The organism is Nocardiopsis sp. iso_40, from assembly GCF_056173285.1.
The window spans coordinates 5,089,128-5,109,251 of record NZ_CM149666.1; the positions used below are offsets into that span (position 1 = coordinate 5,089,128).

The 20,124-nt window shown below is 71.8% G+C and carries 19 protein-coding genes; 9 read left to right on the forward strand and 10 right to left on the reverse strand.

Annotated elements, in window-relative coordinates:
- Window positions 1-37: 37 nt before the first annotated feature.
- Window positions 38-1,405 (forward strand): serine/threonine-protein kinase, encoded by a 1,368-nt coding sequence (locus AC0VYD_RS22035; protein WP_475477305.1) that lies wholly within the window; start codon window positions 38-40, stop codon window positions 1,403-1,405.
- On the opposite strand, the gene AC0VYD_RS22040 is transcribed toward AC0VYD_RS22035, so the two are convergent.
- Complete coding sequence (locus tag AC0VYD_RS22040; RefSeq protein WP_475477306.1) at window positions 1,402-3,441, reverse strand: thioredoxin domain-containing protein; 2,040 nt, start codon at window positions 3,439-3,441, stop codon at window positions 1,402-1,404. The genes AC0VYD_RS22035 and AC0VYD_RS22040 overlap by 4 nt on opposite strands.
- Before the next feature lie 313 nt (window positions 3,442-3,754).
- On the opposite strand from AC0VYD_RS22040, the gene AC0VYD_RS22045 reads away from it, so the two are divergent.
- On the forward strand, window positions 3,755-4,102 hold the full coding sequence (locus AC0VYD_RS22045) for a hypothetical protein (protein WP_475477307.1): 348 nt from the start codon (window positions 3,755-3,757) through the stop codon (window positions 4,100-4,102).
- A gap of 152 nt (window positions 4,103-4,254) precedes the next feature.
- Here AC0VYD_RS22045 and AC0VYD_RS22050 read toward each other — a convergent pair whose 3' ends face one another.
- Together AC0VYD_RS22050 and mca are read right to left on the reverse strand one after the other, a co-directional pair.
- On the reverse strand, window positions 4,255-4,530 hold the full coding sequence (locus AC0VYD_RS22050) for a hypothetical protein (RefSeq protein ID WP_475477308.1): 276 nt from the start codon (window positions 4,528-4,530) through the stop codon (window positions 4,255-4,257).
- 5 nt (window positions 4,531-4,535) lie between these two features.
- The gene (gene mca, locus AC0VYD_RS22055; RefSeq protein ID WP_475477309.1) at window positions 4,536-5,414 is read right to left on the reverse strand and encodes a mycothiol conjugate amidase Mca; all 879 of its coding nucleotides are present in this window, start codon (window positions 5,412-5,414) and stop codon (window positions 4,536-4,538) included.
- Window positions 5,415-5,570: 156 nt separating this feature from the next.
- Here mca and AC0VYD_RS22060 point away from each other — a divergent pair, with 156 nt between their 5' ends.
- From AC0VYD_RS22060 to AC0VYD_RS22070, 3 genes are all read left to right on the forward strand, one after another.
- Window positions 5,571-5,987: a DUF4307 domain-containing protein gene (locus tag AC0VYD_RS22060; RefSeq protein ID WP_452547190.1), complete on the forward strand. Its 417-nt coding sequence runs from the start codon at window positions 5,571-5,573 to the stop codon at window positions 5,985-5,987.
- A gap of 148 nt (window positions 5,988-6,135) precedes the next feature.
- Window positions 6,136-6,636 (forward strand): transcription elongation factor GreA, encoded by a 501-nt coding sequence (gene greA, locus AC0VYD_RS22065; RefSeq protein WP_191274028.1) that lies wholly within the window; start codon window positions 6,136-6,138, stop codon window positions 6,634-6,636.
- A 161-nt stretch (window positions 6,637-6,797) separates the two neighbouring features.
- Window positions 6,798-7,400 carry an RDD family protein gene (locus AC0VYD_RS22070; RefSeq protein ID WP_475477310.1) on the forward strand — a complete coding sequence of 201 codons (603 nt, stop codon included), beginning with the start codon at window positions 6,798-6,800 and terminating at the stop codon, window positions 7,398-7,400.
- Window positions 7,401-7,431: 31 nt separating this feature from the next.
- Here AC0VYD_RS22070 and AC0VYD_RS22075 read toward each other — a convergent pair whose 3' ends face one another.
- Window positions 7,432-8,817 carry a hypothetical protein gene (locus tag AC0VYD_RS22075; protein WP_475477311.1) on the reverse strand — a complete coding sequence of 462 codons (1,386 nt, stop codon included), beginning with the start codon at window positions 8,815-8,817 and terminating at the stop codon, window positions 7,432-7,434.
- Between the two features lie 247 nt (window positions 8,818-9,064).
- Window positions 9,065-10,219, reverse strand: coding sequence for an FIST signal transduction protein (locus AC0VYD_RS22080; protein ID WP_475477312.1), 1,155 nt, complete (start codon window positions 10,217-10,219; stop codon window positions 9,065-9,067).
- A gap of 136 nt (window positions 10,220-10,355) precedes the next feature.
- Between AC0VYD_RS22080 and AC0VYD_RS22085 the strand changes: the two genes are divergently transcribed.
- Entirely contained in the window at window positions 10,356-11,777 is a 1,422-nt protein-coding gene (locus AC0VYD_RS22085; RefSeq protein ID WP_475477313.1) for a sigma 54-interacting transcriptional regulator, read from the forward strand.
- A complete protein-coding gene (locus tag AC0VYD_RS22090) occupies window positions 11,777-12,931 on the forward strand; it encodes a VWA domain-containing protein (RefSeq protein ID WP_475477314.1) in 1,155 nt (384 codons plus the stop codon). Before AC0VYD_RS22085 ends, AC0VYD_RS22090 begins: the two co-directional genes overlap by 1 nt.
- Window positions 12,932-12,974: 43 nt before the next feature.
- Here AC0VYD_RS22090 and AC0VYD_RS22095 read toward each other — a convergent pair whose 3' ends face one another.
- Window positions 12,975-13,787, reverse strand: coding sequence for a GntR family transcriptional regulator (locus AC0VYD_RS22095; RefSeq protein WP_475477315.1), 813 nt, complete (start codon window positions 13,785-13,787; stop codon window positions 12,975-12,977).
- Window positions 13,788-13,794: 7 nt separating this feature from the next.
- On the reverse strand, window positions 13,795-14,526 hold the full coding sequence (locus AC0VYD_RS22100; protein WP_473041142.1) for a UTRA domain-containing protein: 732 nt from the start codon (window positions 14,524-14,526) through the stop codon (window positions 13,795-13,797).
- Between the two features lie 303 nt (window positions 14,527-14,829).
- Here AC0VYD_RS22100 and AC0VYD_RS22105 point away from each other — a divergent pair, with 303 nt between their 5' ends.
- Window positions 14,830-15,072 carry a hypothetical protein gene (locus AC0VYD_RS22105; RefSeq protein WP_475477316.1) on the forward strand — a complete coding sequence of 81 codons (243 nt, stop codon included), beginning with the start codon at window positions 14,830-14,832 and terminating at the stop codon, window positions 15,070-15,072.
- A gap of 127 nt (window positions 15,073-15,199) precedes the next feature.
- Here AC0VYD_RS22105 and AC0VYD_RS22110 read toward each other — a convergent pair whose 3' ends face one another.
- From AC0VYD_RS22110 to AC0VYD_RS22120, 3 genes are all read right to left on the reverse strand, one after another.
- Entirely contained in the window at window positions 15,200-16,345 is a 1,146-nt protein-coding gene (locus tag AC0VYD_RS22110; RefSeq protein WP_475477317.1) for a cystathionine gamma-synthase, read from the reverse strand.
- Between the two features lie 72 nt (window positions 16,346-16,417).
- Complete coding sequence (locus tag AC0VYD_RS22115) at window positions 16,418-17,146, reverse strand: acyltransferase (RefSeq protein ID WP_475477318.1); 729 nt, start codon at window positions 17,144-17,146, stop codon at window positions 16,418-16,420.
- A 141-nt stretch (window positions 17,147-17,287) separates the two neighbouring features.
- Entirely contained in the window at window positions 17,288-18,655 is a 1,368-nt protein-coding gene (locus tag AC0VYD_RS22120) for a cystathionine beta-synthase (RefSeq protein WP_475477319.1), read from the reverse strand.
- Between the two features lie 377 nt (window positions 18,656-19,032).
- On the opposite strand from AC0VYD_RS22120, the gene AC0VYD_RS22125 reads away from it, so the two are divergent.
- Window positions 19,033-20,103: an SGNH/GDSL hydrolase family protein gene (locus tag AC0VYD_RS22125; RefSeq protein ID WP_475477320.1), complete on the forward strand. Its 1,071-nt coding sequence runs from the start codon at window positions 19,033-19,035 to the stop codon at window positions 20,101-20,103.
- Window positions 20,104-20,124 lie beyond the last annotated feature (21 nt).

Below are 20,124 nucleotides of genomic sequence, written 5' to 3' on the forward strand. Positions count from 1 at the left end.
ACGAACGCGTATTAACCCCCAACAGACCGAGGCGGAAATGAGCCAACCGGAGGCCTTCGGACGTTACCGCGTCATCCGGCGCCTGGGTTCCGGTTCCTTCGCCACAGTCTGGCTGGCGCAGGACGATCTGCTGAACTACCCGGTGGCCATCAAGGTACTCGCCGAGAACTGGGCGCACCAGATGGACATCCAGCACAGGTTCCTGGAGGAGGCGCGAATCCTCCGCCAGACCGACTCCACCTGGCTGGTCGCGGTCCACGACGTCGACGTGCTGCCCGACGGCCGCCCGTACATGGTGATGACCTACGCCGACCAGGGCAGCGTCGCCGACCTCGTCCACCGAGGTCAGCTGCCCCTGGACGAGGCGCTCCGGCTGCTCACGGAGATCGGCCAGGGCATCACCGTGCTGCACGGGCACGGCACGATCCACCGGGACATCAAACCGTCGAACGTGCTGCTGCAGTCCTCCCCGGTCGGCCAGCGCGTCCTGGTCGCCGACCTCGGTTTCGCGAAGTCCATCGACGAGGCCTCCGGCTTCACCGCGGCCGCCGGAACACCCGGCTACATGTCCCCCGAGCAGAGCATTCCCGGCGGTGACCTGGACGTCCGCTCCGACGTGTACTCGCTGGGGGCCGTCGCCTACGAACTCATCACCGGCCGCCCGCCCTCGCGGCCGCCGGTTCGCGTCGCACCTGGCCGGATCCGGCCAGGTTTGCCGCCCGCGCTCGACGAGCTGATCCTGTCCGCGCTGTCGGTGGACCGGGAGAGCCGCCCCGCCGACGCCAAGACGTTCACCGACCGGGTCAGGGCGATCCGTATGGCGCCCAACCCCCCCGAGAACTCGTCCTGGTGGAACCGCTACCGGATGCCCTGGCAGCGGGCGGGCGCCCTCGCCCTGGCCTGCGGAATCCTCGCCACCGTGGCGACCGCGTCCTTCGGCGCACCAGGGGTCTCCCTGGCCTCGGTCCGCAACACCACGGAGGAGATGCGGGTCGGCGTCCCCACGGCGTGGGCCCGCGAGTTCCACAGCGGCCAGGAGGCCCGCCCCGCCCTCGCCGCGGCCGGGGCGGGACCGGGGCTGCTCGCCGCCACCGACGCCGACGACTGGCACTCCACCGACATCCCCTCGTACGGGGTGTACGCCACGGTGGTGCCCGGCACCCCCGACCTGCGCGGTGTCGCCGACACCGAACCCTGCGCGGGTGCGCCGGAGGAACGCGGCTTCCACAGCGACGGCTGGGAGGGCACGGTCTGGGAGTGGCCCGAGTGCAACGGCAACGGGGCGTACAGCACCGTGGCCGTGCACCCGCCGGGCACCCCCAGGACCGTGTACCTGGAGGTCCGCCAGCCCGAGTACCGACCGGACGTGGTGGACGAGATCATCGAGAGGGTCGAGTTGCGTTAGGGAGTCCCGCTCAGCTGGGCCCTGAGCTCCTCCGGGGTGGTGACGGGGAGCTTGCAGACGAACCCCTCGCAGACGTAGGCGGTGGCCCGGCCCCCGACCGGTGCGCGCCCCTCCAACAGGGGCACTCCCCCGCTGTCGCGGCCGTCCCCCCGGGACAGCACGGTCCCCAGGGGCGCCCACCGCAGCACCGTACGCACCAGCTCCTCGGTCTCCGGTGCGCCCGGCTCCCCCACCACGGCGACCGCACGCGGGCCGGTGAGCAGGGCCTCGCCCGCGGCCAGCCCCCACCCGGCGAAGCGGGGTGCCTTCTCCGCGAGCAGCGGCACCACCGCGAGGGCGCCCTCCGCGGCGGCGCGGTGGCGTTCGCTTCCGGTCAGCGCCGCGTACGACAGCAGTGCCGAGGCGGCGGCGAACCGGCCGGAGGGGGTGGCGTTGTCCGTGGGGTCCTGGGGGCGGCTGAAAAGCCTCTCCGCGTCGTCGGCGGTGTCGTAGAACCCGCCCTCCCCGTCGCCGAAGTGGTCCAGGACGGTGTCCAGCAGCCCTCCGGCCTCCCGTACGTAACGGGCCTGTCCGGTCACGCCGTGCAGGGCGATCAGCCCCTCGGCGAGGTCGGCGTAATCCTCCAGGACGCCGTCGCTGGGGCCGGGGCGGCCGTCCCGGGAGGTGCGCACCAGGCGCCCGTACCGCAGGTGGGTGCCCAGGACCAGGTCGGCGGCCTCGCGGGCCGCGGTGACCCACTCGGGCCGCTCCAGCAGCGCACCCGCCTCGGCCAGCGCGGCGATCGCCAGACCGTTCCAGGCGGCGACCACCTTGTCGTCGCGGGCGGGCGGCACCCGGCCCTCACGGGCGGCGAGCAGGGCGGCGCGCACACGGTCGTAGCGCTCGGGGTCGTCGGGGTCCTCGCGGAGCTGAAGCACCGAGGAGCCGCGTTCGAAGGTGCCCGCGTCGGTCACCCCGAACAACTCCGCGGCCCAGGCGCCGTCCTCCTCACCCAGGACCTCGCTCAGTCGGGCGGGGGACCACACGTAGTAGACGCCCTCCTCCCCCTCGCTGTCGGCGTCCAGCGCCGAGGCGAAGCCGCCCTCGGGCGTGCGCAGGTCGCGCAGCATCCAGTCCGCGGTCTCCTGGACGACGCGCAGCAGCAGCCCCCTGCCCGCGGCGGCCTCCGGGTCCCCGCCCGCCGGTTGCCGGGCCATCCGGGTGTAGGCGCGCAGCAGCAGGGCGTTGTCGTAGAGCATCTTCTCGAAGTGCGGGACCACCCACTCGCGGTCCACCGAGTAGCGCGCGAACCCGCCGCCGATCTGGTCGTACATTCCGCCCCGGGCCATCGCCACGGCGGTGCCGCCCGCCATCAGTGCGGCGGGGGTGGGCTCGTCCGCGGTCTGGAACGGGAGGGTGCGTTCGTGCTGCGCGGTGAGGAAGGACAGCAGCATCGACGGCGGAAACTTCGGCTCGTCGCCGAAGCCGCCGTTGGCGGCGTCGTAGTCACGGACCAGCGCCTGCACGGCGAGGTCCAGGTCGGCCGCGGTGGGCGGGGGCGAGGACGCCAGACGGCGCGGAGCCCCGAGCGCCTCCACCACCCTCCTGCCCTGGTCCAGCAGGTCGGCACGCTTGTCCCGCCAGGCGTTCGCGACGCCTTCGAGCAGCCGCCGGAAGTGGTCGCGCGGGAAGTAGGTGCCGCAGTAGAACGGGGCGCCGTCCGGGGTGGTGAACACGGTCATGGGCCAGCCGCCCTGGCCGGTCATGGCCTGGGTCGCCTCCATGTACACGGCGTCGACGTCGGGACGCTCCTCCCGGTCGACCTTGACGTTGACGAACAGGGAGTTCATCAGGCTCGCGGTGGCGGGGTCCTCGAAGGACTCGTGGGCCATGACGTGGCACCAGTGGCAGGCGGCGTAACCGACGGAGACGAGGAGGGGCACGTCGCGGCGGCGGGCCTCCGCGAAGGCCTCCTCGCCCCAGGGCCACCACTCCACGGGGTTCTCGGCGTGCTGCAACAGGTACGGGCTGGTCGCGTCGCTCAGGCGGTTGGACATACCCCCACTCTGCCAGCCGGCCGCACGCCGCACCGCGCGGTCGGCCCGGGGCCGGTCGGGGGCCTCTGGGACGGCGGGGTTCCGGGGACGGCGACCTCCGTACCCGGCCGCACCGCCGGACCATCAGCACCGTCCGGCGCGACAAGCCGGTCGGCAGAGGGCCACTACCAGCGACAACACACCGAAAGTTCTGCAAGATATTTCAGGCACAGAAAGCCCTCTGGACTGGAGGTTACTGTCGCGTATCAGTAGATTACTGAAATTATTTGCAGATACTTGCGCAAGATTGCCGCGCCCCTGAAAGATGGCGGGCATGACAACCCCCACTCACAAGCCCCGTACGTCACGCCGTATCGCCCTCGCCGCCGTGGCCACGGGCGGTCTCCTGGCCCTGGCCGCCGCCCCCTCCGCCGCGGCGGACACCGCCTCCCCGCCGCCGGAGTGCGTGCAGTACCACTCGACCTGGCGCTACACCCACGTCACCAACGGCTGCGAGTCCACCGTCGCCGTCACGGTCGAATACACCGACGGCCAGGACGCCTCATGCCGCGTCATCGAGCCAGGCGGATGGGCGACCTTCAACGGTTACGGACCTCAGCTCAACTACGTCACGGGGCTGCGGACGTGCGACCCGGACTCCACCACGACAAGCGGCGGCTGAGCACCAGCGCCTCCGGAAGCGGGTCGGCGCGGGGCAGCGGACCTGTTTCCGCCCCCGCGCCGCACCCGAACGACCCCGCCCGGCGTGACCGGGGGATCCGGCGGGCCCGACCCCGCGGGTACGCGGCGGGGCCGGGTCCGACCGGACGCGGTCTATCCCCTGGCGGAGGGGTCCTGCTCCGGGGTCGCCGCGGTGTCCGCTGCGGCGACCGCCTCCCGTCCGCCCCCGTCCGCGGTCCCGGCGGGACCGAACTCCTCGGCGCGCGCCGAGACGCCGCGCAGCTTGCCCACGAGGCTCCTCATCAGGAAGTACAGACACACACCGATCGCGAAGACGGCGAGGAAGCCCAGCACACCGGGGGTGACGGTGTCCTTGTCCAACGCGAAGTCCCCGGCGAGCACCGTGGCGGACGTGAGAAGGGTGTTCATGCCGTTCATACTCTCATTGCCTCGCGCACACCCGCGAAGAGGTCCTTCTCCGGGACCTCGGTGTCCACCAGGGAGCGGACGAGGTGGTAGTCCTCGGTCGGCCACGCCTCGGCCACGACCTCGTTGGGCACGGCGAACCAGAAGCCGTCCGGGTCGATCTGCGTGGCGTGGGCCCTGAGCGCCGCGTGCGCGGTGTCGAAGTGCTCACTGCAGTGCACGCGGGTGGTGATCTCCCAGCGCGGCCGCTCCCGCTTCCTGATCCGCTCGGTCCACTCCGCGAAGGGGTTGTCCAGACCGCGTTCGGCGAGGATCTTGGCGAGTGCCTCGAAGCGCTCCGGCGGGAACGAGACGAAGTAGTACAGCTTGAGGGGCTGCCAGGGGTCCCCCGCCTCGGGGTAGGCGTCCGGCTCGGCGGCGGCGTCGAAGGCGTGCATCGACACCTTGTGGGTCATGATGTGGTCGGGGTGGGGGTAACCGCCGTTCTCGTCGTAGGTGAGGACGACGTGCGGGCGGAACCGGCGGATCGCCGCCACCAGGGGCTCGGCGGCCTCCTCCACCGGCAGGGTGGCGAAGCAGCCCTCCGGCAGCGGGGGCAGCGGGTCGCCCTCGGGCAGACCGGAGTCGACGAAACCGGCGAACTCCTGTTCCACACCGAGGATCTCGCGGGCGCGTCTCATCTCCTCGCGACGGACCTCGGCGATGTTCTCGCGGATCTCGGGGCGTTCCATCGCGGGATTGAGGATGTCGCCGCGTTCACCACCAGTCATGGTGACGACCAGCACTTCCGCGCCCTCTTGGACGTAACGCGCCATGGTGGCCGCGCCCTTGCTGGACTCGTCATCGGGATGGGCATGAACGGCCATAAGCCGCAGGCGCTCGGACAACGAAGGCTTCTCCTTGGCTCGGTCGACAGCCGCTGGACGCGGCCGTCCGCCGCCGCCCCGGTGCGCGGCGCGGACGACTCACGTGCGGGCCGCGTAGGGGGGCTGTCAGGTCGGGGATATCTTAGACAACACCGTCCCCTTGCTCGGAGATTCCCAATGTCAGCGACCCCGGAAGATGATGCCGTGAACAGTGCCGACACCGCGCCAGCGCTACGCAAGCGCCACGGCAACGGGCCCGTCTTCTTCGTCGTCGCGACCGTCTTCGCGGTGGCCGTCACCATCGGCTGGGGGTACTCGGTGATGAGCTACAGCGGGCTGGGCGGTGGCGTGTACCACCAGGTGATCTCGGTGTCCGCGCCCTCCGGCAGCGAGGCCCGGATCTCCTTCGAGGTGAACAGCAGGGAAGGGGCGGAGTGCCTGCTGCAGGCGCTCGACGACCAGATGGTCCTCGTGGGCGAGGAGAAGGTCGATGTGGAGAGCGGGAACCGCATGGTCAACAGGACCGTTGAAACGGTTCGTCAGGCTTCCACGGTAGAAGTGGCCTCGTGCAGGGAACAAGGTTCGCAGGACTGATCCACCGAACCCTCCCCTGGACGGTACCGGAACCGGAGCGGAACCCCCGGGAACAAGGGCACCGATGCGCGGTCGCGCACGGTGATATTCTCGTAAGTTCAGCTCTGGCCGCCTGGTGGCCTTTGCTACTAGTACACAAGGAGTTCCCGTGACCCAGACCCGCGATGACAACGTCACCTGGCTCACCCAGGAGGCGTACGACCGGCTCAAGGGAGAGCTGGACCACCTGTCGGGGAGTGGGCGTATCGAGATCGCGGAGAAGATCGAGGCCGCCCGGGAAGAGGGTGACCTGAAGGAGAACGGCGGCTACCACGCCGCCAAGGAGGAACAGGGCAAGATGGAGGCCCGCATCCTCCAGCTCACCGAGATCCTGCGCACCGCGCGGGTCGGCGAAGCGCCCCGCACCGAAGGCGTGGTCGGCCCCGGCATGACCATCACCGTCAGGTTCGACGGCGACGACGAGGAGGTCACCTTCCTGCTCGCCTCACGTGAGGAGAGCGGCTCCCCCATCGACGTGTACTCCCCCAAGTCCCCGCTCGGCTCCGCCATCAACGGCAAGCGTGTGGGTGAGACCGTCAGCTACAACCTGCCCAACGGCAAGAGCCTCGGTGTCGAGATCATAGAGGCGGTCCCCTACAGCGGTATGTGACCCACCGCTGCACGGCCGTTCGGCGGGCCGGGACCGAAGCACGACAGGGGCGGCTGCGGCCGCCCCTGTCGTATGCGCGGTACCCGGCGACCGTGTGCCCTGGGTAACCTGCTCTTGTCCCCGCTCTCCACGACCTCGTCCACCCAGGAACTGGCGGCCGCATGTCCTCGCCCCACTGGAACCCCCACCACCCCCACCGGGGAGGTCAGCCCCCGCACGGTGGGGGATGGTCCTACGGTGGGCCACAGATCCCCGCGCCCGTTCCCCCCGGTCCGGGGGCTCCCGGCGGCCCGTGGCCCGGCCCCCCGACGGCCGGTTTCGGCGTCAGGCTCCTCGCCCGGCTCATCGACTACGTCCTCGCCTTCGTCACGGCGGCGGCGTTCTTCTTCGTCATGGCCATCGTGACCGTACTGCTGACCGGGAACACGGAGACCACCGACGCCGAGGGTGAGCTCTGGACGTACCTGTTCGTCTTCGGCTGGGGCGTGCTGCTGTTCTTCTACGACTGGCTCTACCTGGTCACCTGGGGCCGCACCCTCGGCAAGATGATGGTGGGCGTCAAGGTGGTGAGCGCCTCGGGCGGGGGCGGGCTCAGCCAGGGCCAGGCGGTGGGCCGCGCCGCCTTCTTCTGCCTGCCGCAGTCCCTGCCCTGTGTGGGCCACCTGTTCTCGACCGCGGAGTCCATGGCCATGCTGGGTGACACACGCGGGCGCGCCCTGCACGACCGGGTGGCGGGCACCCTGGTGATCCGCACCCGCCCCTAGCGGGCTCCGGGGCGGTCCGGCCGGCCCGGTCCTACCCCTGCCCGGCCCGCGCCCCCTCCGCGTCCCCGACGCACTCGGGGGCGTCCTCCCCTCCGTCGGCGAAGGCCGCCGGAACGTAGTGCCCCGCACCGATGCGGTACCAGACGTCGGTGGTACCGGAGGGGCCCGTGGCCTCGTCCCCGGTGGTCCGGCAGGCCACGTCCACGTTGGCCTTGTGGGCGGCGAGCCCCACGGTGTCGTGGTCAGTTCCCGGTCCGTCCCGGACGATCACCGGGTCCACCTGGGTGGCCGTGACCATCTCGGCACGGGCCCGGTACTCGGCGGTCCACAGGTAGTCGACCTGCACCCAGCCGTTGGTGGGAAGTTGGAGGCCCTCGTTGAAGGCGCCGTCGGCGAGGTCGATGCCCGCGGGGTTGCGCACCCGGCGCCCGAACCCGTCCAGGCCGCTGTTGTGGTTCTCGGTGTAGGCGGCCTGGGCCTGGGGCCTGCCGCGGTCCAGGTCGCGCCAGGACTCACGGTCGTCGTTCCAGTGGTCGTCGGTGATGTTCCAGGGGCCCACGTCCCACACCGGCAGGTAGGCGCAGCGCGGTTCGTGGTTGTCGGTGTCGCCGACCGCCTCGGGGCCCAGTTCACCGGTGCTGCACACCCGGACGGTGTACTCGCCGCCGCCCCGGTTGGCGAGCCCCCGGCGGGAGGGCAGGGCGGCGAAGTGGTCGTCGGGGCGGACCGTGTGCCCGTTCGCGGTGGTGTTGCCGACCAGTCCGATCCGGGTGGCGAAGAGCCGCGCGGAGAAGGGTTGCGGTACGTCGTCGCCGGACGCGGGGCCCTGCGAACCCTCCGTGCCCTCCTCCTCCGTCTCATCCGTCTCCTGCGGACCACCGCCGTCCGAGTCACCGACGGACGGCGAACCCTCGACCGGACGGACCCGCACGTCGGTGACTGCGACCTCCGTGTCCCCGGGCGCCGATTCGACCCCGATCCGCAACTGGACCTCGATGACCGCCTCCGCCAGGGTCACCCGGCCGCCGCCGGGGGCCGTGGGGTACCACTCGGTCCACATCCCGTCGGCGCGTACGCCCCGGGCCTCGGTGAGCACCTCCTCCGCGTCCCCGGTGGCGCGCACGTCCACGTCGAGGGTGTCGGTGGGCTCCTCCAGCTCCTGTTCGGGGAAGACCGCCAGGCCGGTGCGGCGTGCGGCGGGGTCCAGGCGCGGCGATGCGCCCAGGGCGGAGCCCCCGGCGGTTTCCAGGCGCAGCGCGCCGGAGTCCAGGGCCAGGCCGACGCGGTCGGTCGAGGCCAGGTCCTGTTCCAGCCAGGAGGAGTCGGCCAGGGCCGCGGTGGGTGTCGCCAGCGGGGCCAGCAGTGCGAACGCCCCCAGTGCCGCGAGGGACGTGGTCGTGCGCCGGTTGTCGGCCATCGTTCCTTCTCTCACCAAACACACAAAGTGACAATATCCGTCACTCTTAGTAATAGCCCTGGTGTGGGCACACTCAAGGAGCTTGTGGCGAGTGTTGGCGATCCGACGGTAAAAGTCCGACTCGGGGATGTTCGCGACCGTTTTCGGCCCTCCCTTTCGCGGGATCTTGCTCCCAGGAGTGATCTCGGCGCCGAAATCACCCCTGGGAGCAAGTCACCGGGGCAGCCCAGCCGGGGGCAGCGGATATTCAGGGAGCGAAGGCCAGCAGGCAGGCGGTGAAGCCGTGCACGTGGTTCACCCCGGAGACCGGACCGATCTCCCCCACCCCGAAGAACCCCGTCACCGGCCCCACCCCGAGGATCCTCCGGACCGCCAGGACGTCGTGGTCCGCCTGGGCGAACAGCGTCGCGCCCCGGCCGTTGCAGGAGAAGAGCAGTCCCGCGCCCACGGCGTGTTCGGCACCGAACTCGGACAGTTTCCGGGCCAGGTCCTCGTCGGCGGTACCGGCGTCGCGGACCTGGAAGCGGACCGTCTGACCGACATCCACCATGTCGTCGATGGTGAGCGCCCCCAGGTCGGGGTCGGCGCCGCTGAGCGTACGGATGAGGAAGTCGCCCTGTTCGTGGTGGTCGGCGTACTCGTCCATCGCGATGCCGATGTGCAGCCCGCGCTCGGCCAGTTCGCGGTCCTCCTCGGGGAGCTCCTCCACCAGGCTCTCCAGCTTCTCGTAGGCGTTGGCCCCGGCCAGCTCCAGCACCAGGTTGCCCTCGGCCTTGGTGACGGTCATGCTCGGGCCGACGGGGCGGCAGCCCTGACTGACCACCGTGCCGAGCACCCCGTCCCCGCCGAGCAGCACGCCGATGGCCCCGTTCGGTGCCACGTCACCGTCACAGAACAGCCGGACCGAGTCCTCGCCGCGCATACCGTCGGCCATCCCGCCGACCAGCGGCAGGCCGTCCAGGGCCGCGGTGGTCTCCCGGACGAACGCCTGGGTGGGGAACTCGTAGGGGTTGGCGAGCAGGATCCCCGCCCGGTCCCGCGGGGTCGGCTCGCGCATGCCCACGACCGCCAGCTGGTCGGCCTCGATGACGGTGTCCAACTGGAACGGGGTCAACTCGACCCCGGGCAGGCGTGCGCTCCACACGCTCACCGCGCCCTGGTCCTGCACCCCGCGACCGCCGCCGATCACACCGGTCGCGCTGCACCCCAGCGTGACCGCGTCCCCGGCCAGCTCCATGACCCGTTTACCGGCGAGCGTGACCTCCTCCGGGTCCGCACCGCTGACGAAGAAGCAGACCAGGTCGGCGGGGCCGTCCATCTGCTCCAGGGCCTGCAGGACGGCACGTTCGGCCGCGTTCACGAGGTCGGCCCCCGTCGTCAGAGCATCGCCGAACCTAACCACCAGCTGCCACCCCCGCCTTCACCGGCCACCGGGGCCGGGCCTGGGAACCTTGCCGTCCCATTCTTCCATCCGAACTCCAAACAGGGGCTTTCCTCCAGCTGGCCCCTCAAACGCCCCCACCTCTAGACTCCTGCCTGTGACCCACGCCGCCTCCCCGCCGAGCGGGCTCCCGCGCACACGCGCCGCGCTGCGCGAGTCCGGCCACGTGCACCGCTCCACGGCCGTCGAGGTCCGGGAGAACCTCCTGGCCCGCATGGCCTCGGGTCGGCCCCGGTTCCCCGGTGTGCACGGCTTCGACGACACCGTGCTGCCCCAGTTGGAACGGGCCCTGCTCGCCGGACACGACGTCGTCCTGCTGGGCGAGCGCGGCCAGGGCAAGACCCGGCTGATCCGCACGATCGCCGGCCTGCTCGACGAGTGGTCGCCCGCCGTCGCCGGATGCCCGGTCAACGACCACCCCTACGCTCCGGTCTGTCCCTCCTGTGTACGCCGCAGCGCGACCGAGGGGGACGACCTCCCGGTGGCCTGGCGGCACCGCGACGAGCGCTACGGCGAGAAGCTGGCCACCCCCGACACCGGCACCTCGGAGCTGATCGGCGACGTGGACCCGGCCAGACTCGCCGAGGGGCGTTCGCTCGGCGACCCCGAGACGGTGCACTTCGGCCTGCTGCCCCGCGCCAACCGCGGCGTGTTCTGCGTGAACGAGCTCCCCGACCTGCCCGCCCGCGCCCAGGTGGCCCTGTTCAACGTGTTGGCCGAACGCGACCTCCAGGTGCGCGGGTACACCCTGCGCCTACCCCTGGACCTGCTGCTCGTGGCCAGCGCCAACCCCGAGGACTACACGAGCAGGGGCCGTATCGTCACCCCGCTCAAGGACCGTTTCGGCGCCCAGGTGCGCACCCACTACCCGCCCGGCCTCGAAGACGAGCTCTCCCTGGTCCGGCAGGAGGCGCACCTGCCCGCCGGTACGACCGTCCCCTCGCACCTGGTGGAGGCGGTCGCCCGCTTCACCCGGCTCGTCCGCTCCTCCAACCGGGTGGACCAGCGCTCGGGCGTGTCCGTGCGCTTCTGCGTGGCCGCGGCCGAGACCGTTGCCGCCTCGGCGCTGCGCCGGGCCGCGCTGGTCGGCGAGGAGGTGCCGGTGGCCCGGGTCTGCGACCTCTCCGGGGTGGCCGAGCCCCTCCTTGGCAAGGTCGAGTTCGAGACGGGGGCCGAGGGGCGTGAGGCGTCGATCCTGGAGACCCTGCTGCGCCGGGCGGTCGCGGAGACCTTCCGGGCCCGCCTGGGCGGGGCCGACCTGGAACCGCTCAGCGACCGGTTCGCCGGCGGCGCCACCGTGGAGAGCGGAGACCTGGTCGGCGCGGCCGAACTGTTGCGCAGGGTCGGTGCGGTGCCCGGGCTGGCCGGGCTGATCGAACGGGCGGCGCCGGAGGCGTCGGACGGCCCGCCCACCCCGGGGCTGGCCGCCGCGGTGGTGGAGTTCGCCCTGGAGGGCCTGTACCTGGAGCGCCGGCTGTCCAAGGACACGGCGCCCGACGGGGGTGTCTACCGCTTCTGATGCGATTCCGGTACCGGGCGTACACGGGCGGCCCCGACCCGCTGGCCGAGCCCGATCCCCCTCCCGAGGAGGCGGTGCGGGCGGCCGCCGAACTGTTGTCCCTGGTCACCGGGGCACGCTCAGGCGACGCGCTTCCGGAGGAGGCCCTGGAGGCCCTGGCCGGGGCCGAGGAAGCCCTGAGCCGTTACGCGGACGGCGACCGGGCCGCGGTGGACGGGGTGGACGCCGGGTCGCTCCGTGGGCTCCTCGGGGCCGCCGCACGCGGCCCCCTGGAGCGCCTGGACGCCGCAGACCACGAGCTGACCCCGCGTGAACTGCGCAGACTGGGCGAGGCCGCGCTGGCGGAGATCGAGTCGGCGCGGCGGGCCGCGCCCGGAGGGCACCGGGGCGGTGAGGGCGCCGACGGGGAGCCCACCGGCGCCGCGGTACCCCGCGACGGCCTCGACCGGGCCCTGGACCCCGTTGCGACGCTGCGCGAGGCGATCGTGCGCCGGGCGGCACAGGGCGGGCTCCCGGGGGACGGCCGTGACTCCGGGGTCACGGACGCGCTGCGCCCCGAGGACGTCCGGTACGCGGAGACCGAGCCCGCGGGGGCCGCCGCCGTGTGCCTGCTCGTGGACCTGTCCCACTCGATGGTGGCCCGCGGCCTGCACGAGGCCGCGGTGCGCACCGCGTTGGCCCTGCACACCCTGGTGCGCACCCGGTACCCCGAGGACCGGGTGCTGCTGGTCGGCTTCGGCGACCGGGCCCGCGCGATGACCCCCGCCGACCTGGTCGGGCACGACTGGCGGCGGACTCCGGGCACCAACCTCCAGCACGCCCTGCACCTGGCGCGGCGGTATCTGCGCCGCCACCGGGGGTTGCGGCCGGTGGTGCTGGCCGTCACCGACGGCGAGCCCACCGCGCACCTGGGCGAGGACGGCGACGCGCGGTTCTCCTGGCCGCCGACGCCGCGCACGGTGGAGCTCACCGCGGCCGAACTCGACTCCGTCCTGGGTGAGGGCGCCGAGGCCACGTTCTTCCTGCTCTCCGAGGAGCCCGGGCTGCGCGCCTTCCGGGAGCTCCTCGAACGCCGCCGGGGCGTGCGCGTGCTGCACGCCGACGCCGGGGCGCTGGGACCGCTGGTCGTCGACCGCTACCTGCGGCGGCGCTGAGCCGGTCGCGCGCCCGGCCGGGGCCGTACCGGGCCCCGGCCGGTCAGTGCTCGAAGATGCTCAGGTCGGTGTCCACCACCGGCAGGTTCTCGGGGGCGTCACCGCCCGTGTAGAGGAGCTGGTGGCGGTTGGCCGGCATGAACGTCTCGGTGAAGCGCAACGGGCGCTGTCCCTCGTAGGACACCCGTTCCTGGACGAGCAGGGGGGTGCCGGGGCCCAGCCCGAACGCGTCGGCCTCCTCCTGGGAGGGCATGCGCGCGCCCACGAGGTCCCGGTTCCACTCCTCGTGGAAGCCGAGCGCGCGCAGGGCCCCGGCGATACCGCCCGCCAGGTGCTCCGGGGTCATGAGCGCCGTGTTGTTGGCGATACTGAAGGGGAAGTAGGTGATCTGGGTCTGCCACAGGCCGCCGTCGACGAGGTGTTCGGAGGCGCGGATCACGACGAGCCCGGCGTTCGGGCTCTGCTGTTCGGGGCCGTTGATCAACCGTTTGGCCACACGCGGGCGCATGGTGTCCAGGCTGACCCTGACCCTCTCGTCGACGTCGCCGTGACCGGCCTGCCTCAGGCGGGAGCTGTAGCCCGACTCGAGGCTGCCGGGATCGCCGTCCGCGGTGACCGGTTCCGCCAGGTGGGTGATCGGCTGGTGGTTCGCGACGAACGCGCCCCGCCCGACCTGGATGGCGATCCGGCCCTCGTCCTGGAGGATGCGCATGCCCAGGCGCGCGGTGGCACGGGAGACGTCGAGCTCCTCGGCGAGCTCCTCCTCGCCCGGAAGCCGTTCTCCCGGCCGGTAGGCGCCTCTGGTCAGCGCGTCCCGAAGGTAGTCGGCGACCACGGTCTTCTTCGTCGTGCTCATGGTCTGGTCAGTCCCGGTGGTAGGCCGTGAGGTCGCCGTGCTCGAACTGGTAGCGGATGCTGTGTCCCGCGTGCACGGTGTGCACCAGCCGGATGGGGCGGTCCTGCGAGTAGTCGGTCCGGTTGACGTTCAGCACCGGAACGCCCGGGGGGAGTTCGAGCTGGGAGGCCTCCTGGGGCGTGGGCATCCGGGTCTCCAGCTCGTCCACGTACCCGACCTGTCGGTGGCCGTGCTCCAGGAGCACGGCCAGGGCGCTCTCCACGTCCTCGGGCACCATGAGCGGGGTGGACTGGACCAGGTCCATCGGGTAGTAGGCGGAGCTGATCGAGCCGGAGCGCTCCCCGGAGAAACGGTGCATGCGCCGGACCACCGTCATCTCGCCCTCGGGGACGCGCAGACGGCTGGCGATGTCGGGTGTGGCACCGAGGAGTTGGAGCTCCTCCAGGGTCAGCCCGCTCATGTTGGACTCGTTGAGCCCGTCGGGGCCGCCCTTGGTACGGGTCGCGTAGAAGGTCTCGGGGACCACGTCCTGCACGAAGTGCCCGCGTCCGGGCCTGCTGACGATGAGCCCCTGGTTTCGCAGCATGCCCAGCGCCAGACGGATCGTGTTGCGGGAGGCCTCGAACCGGTCCTCCAGCTGCTTCTCCGAGGGGAGTTGCCCGCCCAGGGGCAGGCTTCGCTCCTGGATCTCCCGTCGCAGCACTCGGGCGATCTGTCGGTATCTGCTTTCTGCCCGCATAAGTCCGCCCTCTGGGGGGTACAAGACCAACAACTTAGCTTGTACCAACAAGCTGAGTGGTACACCAGTCAAACAGGTACAACCGGTTTCATTGAACCCATCTTAGTTGAAGCACGCTCCCGGTACAGGACGGCTCCACCGTCCGGGCACCGGAAACGGAGAACACGAACCCCTCGGGGCCGATCCCGCCCCAACCCCGCACCGCCAGCAGAAACCGGACCTCATGCGACACATCCCGCCGCCCCCTCCAACGACCGGGGGGCCGATCAGGACCTGACCGCCCACCACCACAGAGGACCCGCCATGGAAACCACGTTCGTCATCCTCTCGTTCGCCGGGCTCGCACTCATGGGGCTCGCCACGGGACTCCTCCTCACCGTCTCCATCGGTATCCGGCGCCAGGACAGCCGCGGCAGCTACCGTTCCCTGCGCAGGGGCGGCAACGACAGCGCCCTGGACCGCTCCGGCCGGGCCGTATGCGGCCTGCGCTTCCGCGAGGACCGGAGCGAACTCCCGGACCAGAGCCGCACGCCCACCGCGGTCTGACCCGGACGAGGCCCGGACCCGACGGTCCGCAGCCCCGCCCGACACCGATGAAAGGCCGCGACGGGCCCGGCAGTGCGGCCGGAGAGCCCGCGCGGCGGCGCAGCACGGCCCCGGGGCCTCCGCGGAATCAGCCCTCCAGGGCCTGCAGCAGGTCCGCGACCAGGTCGTCGCCGGACTCGATACCCACGGAGATCCGCACCAGGTCGGCCGGAACCTCCAGCGGGGAGCCCGCTGTCGACGCGTGCGTCATCCGCCCGGGGTGCTCGATGAGGGACTCCACCCCGCCCAGGGACTCCCCCAGGGTGAAGATCCTGGTCCGCTCACACAGCTCCAGAGCGGCCTTCTCCCCGTCGCGCAGAGCGAAGGAGACCATCCCGCCGAAGGAGCGCATCTGCCGCTCGGCGGTCTTGTGGCCCGGGTGGGAGTCCAGCCCGGGGTAGTAGACGCGCCGCACCGCGGGGTGGGCGTCCAGGGCGGCCACGACGCGCTCGGCGTTCTCGCTGTGGCGGTCCATCCGCACCCCCAGGGTCTTGGCCCCGCGCAGGGTCAGCCAGGAGTCGAAGGGACCCGGGACGGCGCCCATGGTGTTCTGGTGGAAGGCCAGCCGCTCCCCCAGTTCGGCGTCGGACACGACCAGCGCTCCCCCGACCACGTCGGAGTGCCCGCCGACGTACTTGGTGGTGGAGTGCACGACCACGTCGGCGCCCAGTGTGAGCGGCTGCTGGAGGTAGGGGGAGGCGAACGTGTTGTCGACGACGTGCAGGGCGCCCGCGTCGTGGGCGACCTGCGCGACCGCCTCGATGTCGGTGATGCCCAGCAGCGGGTTGGTGGGCGTCTCCGTCCACACCACCCTGGTGTTGGGGCGCACGGCCTCACGGACGGCGTCGACGTCGGTCTGGTCGACCGCGTCCCAGCTGACACCCCAGCGCTCGACCACCTTGGAGATCAGGCGGAAGGTGCCCCCGTAGGCGTCACCGGGGATGATGACGTGGTCGCCGGGGGAGAGCACCGTGCGCAGCAGGGTGTCCTCGGCCGCCATTCCGGAGGCGAAGGCCAGGCCTCGCACCCCGGACTCCAGGGCCGCCAGGCACTCCTCCAGCGCGGTGCGCGTGGGGTTGGCGGTGCGGGAGTACTCGTATCCCTGTCGCATCCCGCCCACGCCGTCCTGGGCGTAGGTACTCGTCTGGTAGATCGGCACAACCACGGCACCGGTGCCGGCGTCCGGCTCCTGCCCCGCGTGGATGGCCAGCGTTTCAAACCCGTCGAACTTCATGTGGCCACAATAGTGCCCGTGGACCGCCCCGAACCCGTTGTCAACAGGGAGGTCTCAGGATCCGGACAGGGATCAGGCCGGCGGGAAACGGGTGGACGAACCCGGCTCCGGGGGGTCGGCGGGCACCTCGGGCGGCAGCCCGGCCACGGGGGTGGGGACGCGGGTGGGCGTCCCGGTCTCGCGCAGCGGCGGGTCCCAGCCCAGTTCGGGGTCGTGGGTGCGCACGACCTTGCCGGGGATGCCCGCGATGACCGCGTGGTCGGGGTACGTGCCGGGCCGGACCACGGTCCCGGCGGCGACCACGGAGTTCCTCCCCAGGTGGACGCCGGGCAGGATCACGCTGTTGGCACCGAGCCAGCTGCCGGCGCCGATGCTCACCGGGTCGTCCACCGGCCACTGGAGGCCGACGGGGATCTCGGTGTTGGCGTAGGCGTGGTTCTGGTCGGTGATGTAGACGTAGGGGCCCGTGTAGACGTGGTCGCCGATGTCCACGGACCGGTGGGCGACGATGTGCGACCCCCGACCGATGGCGCAGCCGGAGCCGATCCGCACGACCGTGCCCTCGCCGAGGTCGTAGTCGGGCCCCATCCCGGCCGCCAGGGTCATGTCCCCGCCCAGGACGGTGTGCACGCCGATCTCGATCCACGGCTCCCCGTAGAGCGTGGCCGTGGGGAAGGCGATCGCCGATCCGGCGCCGAAGCGCGCGAACTTCCGGGCGGCCTTGGAGTCGGCTCGGATCTCCGCGTGGCTCCGTGCGTACGACCAGACGGAGCGAATCATCCAGGACAAAAGCCGCGACACGCCTGCACCCACTTATTACCCGGCAGTAACACTGATATCGAACATTAGCAGTGTCCGAGTATGCGGCACCGTGTCCGGTAAGCGAACAGCGGGGCCCGAACGACGCTCGGTACGGGCGCCGTCCGGGCCTCGGGGCGGGCCTCAGCCCGAGAGGTGGGCCAGCAGGTCCTGCCTGGTGAGAATCCCCACCGGCTTGCCGTCGCGCAGCACCACCAGGGCCCCGGAGGTGCGCAGCAGGCGGACGCAGTCGCTGACCGGGGTGCCCGTGCCCACCGTGGCCAACGGCTTGCCCATGTGCGTCTCCACCAGGTCGTCCAGCTCGGCCCGGCCGTCGAAGAGGGCGTCCAGGAGATCGCGCTCGGCGATGGAGCCGACCACCTCGGCCGCCATGACAGGAGGCTCCTCCTTCATCACCGGCAGCTGGGAGACGCCGTACTCGCGCATGATCGCCACGGCGGTGCCGACCGTCTCGTCGGGGTGGCTGTGCACGAAGTCGGGCATCTCGCCCTCCTTGTCCGCGAGGACCTGGCCGGCCGTGGCCTCCTCGGTCTCGGCGGACAGGAAGCCGTAGTCGGCCATCCACTCGTCGTTGAAGATCTTGCCGAGGTAGCCGCGGCCGCCGTCCGGCAGCAGGACCACGATGACGTCGTCGGGTCCCGCGTCCCGGGCCACCCGCAGGGCCGCCTCGACCGCCAGGCCGCAGGAGCCGCCCACCAGGAGGCCCTCCTCCTTGGCCAGGCGGCGGGTCATCAGGAACGAGTCCTTGTCGCTGACCGCCACGATGTCGTCGCAGATCGCCGTGTCGTAGGTGCCGGGCCAGATGTCCTCGCCCACGCCCTCGACCAGGTACGGGCGGCCGCTTCCGCCCGAGTACACCGAACCCTCGGGGTCGGCTCCGACGACCTGCACGCCGCCCTTGGAGACCTCCTTGAGGTACCTGCCGGTACCGCTGATGGTGCCGCCGGTGCCGATACCCGACACGAAGTGGGTGATCCGGCCCTCGGTCTGGTCCCAGATCTCCGGGCCCGTGGAGTGGTAGTGCGACTCCGGGTTGTTCTCGTTCTCGTACTGGTTGGGCTTCCAGGCGCCGGGGATCTCGGCGGCCAGCCGGTCGGAGACCGAGTAGTAGGACTCGGGGTGCTCGGGAGCGACCGTGGTCGGGCAGACCACGACCTCCGCCCCGTAGGCCCGCAGCACCGACAGCTTGTCCGGGCCGACCTTGTCCGGGCAGACGAAGACGCAGCGGTAGCCCTTCTCCTGCGCGACCAGGGCCAGACCGATGCCGGTGTTGCCGGAGGTGGGTTCGACGATCGTGCCGCCCGGCTTGAGCTCACCGCTCTTCTCGGCTGCCTCCACCATCCGCAGCGCGATGCGGTCCTTCACCGAACCGCCCGGGTTGAAGTACTCGACCTTCGCCAGGATCGTGGGGGCCAACCCCTCGGAGACCTTCCGAAGACGGACCAGCGGGGTGTCCCCGACCAGGTCGATGAGTGAGTCGTGTACCCGCAACTTCGCTCCTTCGCATAGTGGCGACCGGGTCTTCGGCCCGCCGGTGTCGCTTCCCCGGTGACACCCGGGGCAGGTGGGACCGGTCCGGTCCCCCACATCCTGACTCTAACCTCACCAACCAGCGTATTCGCCGCGCCAGCAGGCGGTGTGGACCGGTCCGCCCCGTGCCCGGAGGGCTCGTTCTCGGTGTCCTCGGGGCCCCGATTGTCTGCCGCCGGGGTACGTGACCCGGAAGTTCCCCGCCGGTAACGTCGGGTGGGAGTGTTCCGCGGGCGTCCCGGGCGGGCACGGGCCGGCGACGGCCCCGGGAGCGGCCCGGAGGAACCCGGCCCACAGCGGCCCGCCTCCGGGCGGGCCCGACGCTTCGGGGAGTACCGATGCTGCGAGCCGTCCGAGCGCGGCGCATCGCCGCCGCCACCGCGTTCGGCGGGGGCGGACTCACACTCGTGGGCGGGGGCACCGTGGCCCTGCTCTACCTCCAGGCGAAGTTGGCCAAGAACGCGATCGGCCACACCGACTGGCGGCGCCCGCAGGCGGACGGGACCTACGGTGACGGCGAGGGGCCGCCCCTGCGGCTCCTCATGCTGGGCGACTCCACCGCCGCCGGTTTCGCGGTGGCCCAGGCCCGGCAGACCCCCGGGGCCCTCCTCGCCGCCGGGATCGCGGCCGCGGCCGACCGGCCCGTCCGGCTGCGGTGCACCGCCACCCCCGGTGCCACCTCCGCGGACCTGGCGGCACAGGTGGAGCGGTCCGGGGCCGCCATGCCGGGATCGGGCTACGACGTCGCGGTGGTCTTCATCGGCGCCAACGACGTCATCCGCCGGGTCCGCCCCAACGACGCGGTGGCCGCGCTCCGGGACGCCACCCGGGGCCTGGTCGGCCTGGGCACCCCCGTGGTCGTGGCGACCTGTCCCGACCTCGGCACCGTACGCCCCATCGGCTGGCCGCTGCGCTCGGTCGCGCGGCGGGCCTCCCGGCAGCTGGCGGCCGCGCAGACCATCGCGGTGACGGAGGTCGGCGGCCGGACGGTATCGCTGAGCGACATCCTTGCTGAGGATTTTCAGTCAGATCCAGTTTCCATGTTTGGGCCCGACCGTTTTCATCCGTCAGCTCGCGGGTACGCACAGGCCGCGTTCGCCGTGCTGCCCTCCGCCTGCGCGGCCCTGGACCTGCTCCCCGAACTCGACGAGGGCGAACGCACCAGGGGCGTCCTGCCCGTGGACCGCGCCGCGGTGGTAGCCGCGCAAACTCCGGGTACGGAGGTCTCGCGGGCCGCTGACCAGGCACCCGCCGGAGCCCGGGGCAGCTGGGCCGCGCTCGTCCGCGGTCCCTTCCGGCCCCGGGCCGCACGGCGGTCCGCACCCTCCGGCACCACCTCCGACGACGGCACACGCCAGGACTCGCCAAGGCCGACCCCGGGTGGCGCCGGAGAGCACCGGACGGGTTAACTGGTCAGTAACAAGTCTTGC